The sequence below is a fragment of the Arthrobacter sp. Dra40 genome (assembly GCF_059091905.1).
In genome coordinates this window covers 1-5,367 of sequence record NZ_JBNHHB010000292.1, presented here as the reverse complement: position 1 = coordinate 5,367, position 5,367 = coordinate 1, and the positions used below count along the sequence as shown (strand labels likewise).

The following is a 5,367-nucleotide window of genomic DNA, read 5'->3' as shown; positions in this document are numbered from 1 at the left end:
GGCATCGATGAAGGCCAGGAAGATGCTCCCGGCGGTGACGATCCAGAGCAGCACCGTCAGGGTCCAGGCCCAGCTGCCGGCAAATCGCACCACGGCCGCCGGTGCCTTGATCACGCCGTGGGCCAGATTCCTCGCAGTGGTGTGGACGGTCATCGCGATCATCGCCGCCCACACGCCCATGCAGTAGAGGCACAGGATGTGGATGTCGAAGAGGGCCTGGCTCCACAGCCAGACGACGAAGATGAAGCCGAGGGTGACGCCGATCTGCAGCCCGATCCAGTACCACCGGCGGAACCGGGCGCCCGCAAAGATTGCCAGCGCCGTCGTGATGGGAACCGCGAAAGCGACAATGCCGATCAGCGGGTTGGGGAAGCCGAAGATCCCGGCCTGCCAATGCAGGAACACCTTGCCGCAGGACACCCACGGGTTGATGTCGCAGCTGGTGACGTGGCCCGGATCCTGATAGGTGGCCAGCCGCTCCAACACCAGGATTCCGGACATAATCCAGCCGAACACGCCGGTGGCCAGCAGCAGCCAGGCGAAGGGCTTTTCGCGGGCGATGCCGGGAACGTCGCCGTCCGGGCGGTGGCCGGAGGCGGTTGCGGCGGGGGAGGGGGAGGTCTGCGCGTCGGTATGCACCGTGTTCCTCGGGTTCGGGGGCATTTGGGTCGATTCTACGCCGGAGAGATGAGCCCATTACTCACCAAATCGAACCCGGTGTGAGAGAATGATCGTGGCTGATAGCGGCCCCACATGCCGCTATTGGTCCAGCGACAGGCTTCCAGGTCCGTCGGCGATGCTTCCCTAACAAGGAGCCCATCAATCCGGATGGGCGCTGGGAATCCGCCGGACGGCCCTGCCGGTGAAGTGAAGATGAATACGGCAGACGGAAAAGCGCCGCTGGTCCCTGGGTGTGCCGCGCCCCACGTGATGGCGCGAGCTCGGGTGATACCAAGACGACTTTCGGTGTCGGGCAGCCCATAGGCACCCGGATACCCGGCTATATGCCCCCGAGGGCACCGGGATGTGGCCGGTGCCGCAAGGGCTGGAGCACAACTTTAAATGGACAATGAACAGGTAATACCCGCTACCTCCGCACCGGCCGACTCGCCGGAGGGAACAGCCAAGAAACCGCCGCGCCCCCGCCGCAAGCCCACTGTGTCCGCACCGCCGCAGGACCAGTTGGACGTGCAGCTTGCCGCCCCGGCCACTGACACCACTAACGACGGCGATGCCTCCGCTTCCGCGCCCGGCGACGGCCCTGCATCCGCCGGAGAGCGGCAAGCGCCCGGCGGGTTCGCAACCCCAGACGGGCAGCCGGACGAGCCGGCGCCGGCCACGGCCCGCACCCGTCGCCCCCGCAAGACCGCCGCCCAGAAGGCCGCCGAAGCAGCAACGGCCGCCGCAGCGGCGCCGCCGGAGGAAGGAGCCGCAGCGGAGGCAGGATCCGCTGGCGAGACCGCCCAGGGAACGGTTGACGACGAGCCAGGCGAAGCTGCTTCCGTCAAGACGCGTACGCGCCGGCCGCGCAAGACCGCCGCGGAAAAGGCAGCAGAAGCCGCAGCACAGCACGCTGCGCAGGACACCGGCGTCGCAACGCAGGACGCTGCGCAGGAAGCCGGCGTCGCAACACAGGAGGTCTCCCCGCAAGAACGCGCCGTTGCGCAGCCCAGGGCTGAGCAGGCCGGTGTCGCAGACGAAGCTGCCCCCGAGGACAAGCCGGCCGGCCGCCGTCGCACGGCCGCCGCTCCGCGCACCCGGCGCAGCACGAAGGCACAGGTTACGGAAGCAGCAGCGGCCGAACTTACCACCGCAGAAGGTGAAGCCCCGGCCGGCCCGGCCGACGTTGCTGACGCAGCGGCACCGGCAGTGCCCGCCGAAGATGCCGTTTCCGAAGCCGCACCCGCACAGCCCAGTGGCGCGGAGAATCAAGCCACGGCCGAGCCCGCCGGCGAGGAAGCCGCCAAGGCGCCCTCCCGCCGTCGTCGTTCCGCCAGGGGCACGACCGCGGCCGTTGCAGACGACTCCACGAACCACGCAGAACTGCCCCAAGACACCGCCCAGCCGGCACCGGCTGGCGCGGAGCAGGCTCACGCCTCCGCCGAGGCGGCCGAGGAGGAGCCGGCTGACGAAGCAGCCGCAGCAGGCGCCGGGACCGATCCCTTCACGATCCCGTCCTCGCCGGTATCCCTGCTCTTCCATGCCCCGGATCTGTCTGCCGTCGCCGTGCAGCCGGAACCGATGGCCACCGATGATTCAGAGGATGAGGACGAAGACGGCGGGCGCCGCCGCAGCCGCCGGAACCGCCGCGGCCGCACCCGCAACCGCTCCGACGCTGACTCCTCAAGCGTGGAGGCCGGCAGCGACGAAGAAACCGACGAAAGTGCCGAAGCCGCTGAAGAAAGCGCCGCGGGGGAGAAGGAAGGCGTGACCTCGCGCCGCCGCCGGCGTCGCCGCCGCGGCGATGCCGATCTGGAACTCACTGGCGGCGCGGAGGACGATCCGCCCAACACCGTCACCCGCGTGCGGGCACCGCGCCCGGTCACGGAGACCGCCCCGAGCAACAAGGTGGCGTCGGTCAAGGGCTCCACCCGGCTGGAGGCCAAGAAGCAGCGTCGCCGGGAATCCCGCGAGTCCGGCCGCCGTCGCCAGGTCATCACCGAGGCCGAGTTCCTGGCCCGCCGCGAATCCGTCGACCGCCAGATGGTGGTCCGCCAGCGGGACGACAGGATCCAGATCGGCGTGCTCGAAGACGGTGTGCTCGCCGAACACTTCGTGTCCAAGACGCAGCAGGACTCCTTGATCGGCAACGTTTACCTGGGCAAGGTACAGAACGTGCTGCCCAGCATGGAAGCGGCCTTCATTGACATTGGCCGCGGCCGCAACGCCGTGCTCTACGCCGGCGAGGTCAACTGGGACGCCGCCCACTTGGACGGCCAGCCGCGCCGCATCGAGCTGGCGCTCAAGTCCGGCGACTCGGTTCTGGTGCAGGTCACCAAGGACCCGGTGGGCCACAAGGGCGCACGCCTGACCAGCCAGATCTCGCTGCCGGGGCGCTTCCTGGTCTACGTGCCCGGCGGCTCGATGACCGGCATTTCACGCAAATTGCCCGATGTGGAGCGCAACCGACTGAAGAAGATCCTGAAGGAACATGTTCCGGACGGCGCCGGCGTGATCGTCCGCACCGCGGCCGAGGGCGCCAGCGAAGAAGAATTGATGAACGACATCAACCGGCTGCGCGCGCAGTGGGAAGGCATTGAATCGCGTGCCGGCTCCACCAAGACGCTGGCACCGGAGATGCTCTATGCCGAGCCTGACCTGACCATCAAGGTGGTCCGCGATGTGTTCAACGAGGACTTCTCCAAGCTGGTGGTTTCCGGCGAGGAAGCCTGGGACACCATCGAGGCGTACGTCACGTATGTGGCCCCTGACCTGGTGGACCGGCTGGAGAAGTGGACCTCGGAGACGGACATCTTTGCCGCCCAGCGGATCGATGAGCAAATCCACAAGGCGCTGGACCGCAAGGTGTTCCTGCCCTCCGGCGGCTCCCTGGTGATCGACCGCACGGAAGCCATGACGGTGGTGGACGTCAACACCGGCAAGTTCACCGGTTCCGGCGGCAACCTGGAAGAAACCGTCACCAAGAACAACCTGGAAGCGGCCGAAGAAGTGGTCCGCCAGCTGCGGCTGCGCGACATCGGCGGCATTATCGTCATCGACTTCATCGACATGGTGCTGGAGTCCAACCGCGACCTGGTGCTGCGCCGGCTGGTGGAGTGCCTGGGCCGCGACCGCACCAAGCACCAGGTGGCCGAGGTGACCTCGCTGGGCCTGGTCCAGATGACCCGCAAGAGGATGGGTACCGGGCTGCTCGAGGTCTTCGGCGAGCAGTGCGAGCACTGCGCCGGCCGCGGCGTGATCACCCACGACGAGCCGGTCGAGCACCGCCGTCCTGCCGCGGCGACCGAGCACCACCAGGTCCGGATCGAAAAGCGCACAGAACGGCAGACGCGCAGCGAAAAGCGGCGCAACCGCGGCCAGGGCGGGCAGGAATCGGTAGCCGAGACCCCGGCCCTTGCCGGGCAGGAAGACGACGCCGAGCGCAAGGCGAAGGCCGAGGCCGCCCGGGCGGCACTGGCCACCATTGCCGCCGCGGCGCACGCCGCCCACGAGGCGGAGGAGCATCCGGAGACCGCCAAGGCCAGGCAGCGCGACGGCGAAGCACCTGCCGCTGCCACCGCTGCCGGACAGCCCGAAACAGCCGGTACACCTTCCGGAGCGCCGGGCCAGCCCGCAGCATCCGGCCGCAAGCGCAGGTCGCGCCGTGCGGACGATCCCGGCGTGGCAACGGTTCGCGCCCCTGAGGCTCCGGCCGAAGAGGGGGCCGAGGCCGCCGTGCTGAAGATCAATGGTGAAACGGTAGCCATTCCCCGCGCCGCCCACGCTCCGGCGCCCGTCGAGGAGGAACCGTCGCTGACCCTGGAAAGCCTGACCGAGGCGTTCAACAGGGTTGCCCCGGTGGAGAAACCGCAGCAGGCTTCGCCGGTGGAAAAGCCGCAGCAGGCTGCGCAGGTGGCGGAGCCGGAGCAGGCCGCGGTAGGCACGTCCGAGGCAGCCGAACGGCCGACAGCGGAGGTTGCTGCCCAGCCCCAGGCCGCCGCTGAGCCGCAGGCTCCGGCAGCAGCCCCGGTGCGCAAGCCGCGCCGCCGCCGCGCTGCCAGCAGCCCGCAGGGTGCAGCCGATGCGCCGGTGGAGGCGGTACGCGAAGACGTCGCCGCGGACAGCAACGGCAGCCACCGGCATGCCGCTTCCGCGCCGGACGCCCCCGCGCTGGCTGAGGCAGCTGCGGGCAAGTCCGAGGCTGCTGCTCCGATGGTGCTGGGCGTAGGAGTGCCCGCCTCGGAGCTGTAGGAACCGTCGAAAGGGTAAGGCCGCGGTCCGGAGAGGGCCGCGGCCTTTCCTGTTCCCGGACCCGGACCCGTTGAAGGCGTGGCATATTCCCGTGTGCGCGTGTCGGGGCCGAAATGCGCACCAGCTGCCGGGTCAACGGTAGTATTGTCAGGTGCGCTCGAGCGGATTGCAGTCCGCCCGCGCCAGGAGAAGATGACGCAAGAGCCCGTCCCGGCACCCCCGGAGCCCGCTGGTTTGCGGCTGGTAGCCGCAATAGCGTAATCTAGATCTTCGGTGCGTACGCCTTCGAAGGGTTTCCACCCGCAGGCGCGGATGCACAGTGCTTTCCAGGCCGTGTTGATCGTGCCTGCGTATTCGAGCAATAACTGTAATAAACGTCTAGAGAAGTGAGTTCCCAAGTGGTGTACGCGATTGTCCGCGCCGGCGGCCGCCAAGAAAAGGTTTCCGTTGGAGACC

At 68.6% G+C, this 5,367-nt stretch carries 2 protein-coding genes; one reads left to right on the top strand and one right to left on the bottom strand.

What is annotated here, in order from left to right:
- On the bottom strand, nt 1-663 hold a 663-nt coding region (locus AC5RWT_RS34160; protein WP_494084097.1), incomplete at its 3' end, for a vitamin K epoxide reductase family protein.
- A 399-nt stretch (nt 664-1,062) separates the two neighbouring features.
- On the opposite strand from AC5RWT_RS34160, the gene AC5RWT_RS34155 reads away from it, so the two are divergent.
- A complete protein-coding gene (locus tag AC5RWT_RS34155; RefSeq protein ID WP_494084096.1) occupies nt 1,063-4,911 on the top strand; it encodes an Rne/Rng family ribonuclease in 3,849 nt (1,282 codons plus the stop codon).
- Nucleotides 4,912-5,367 lie beyond the last annotated feature (456 nt).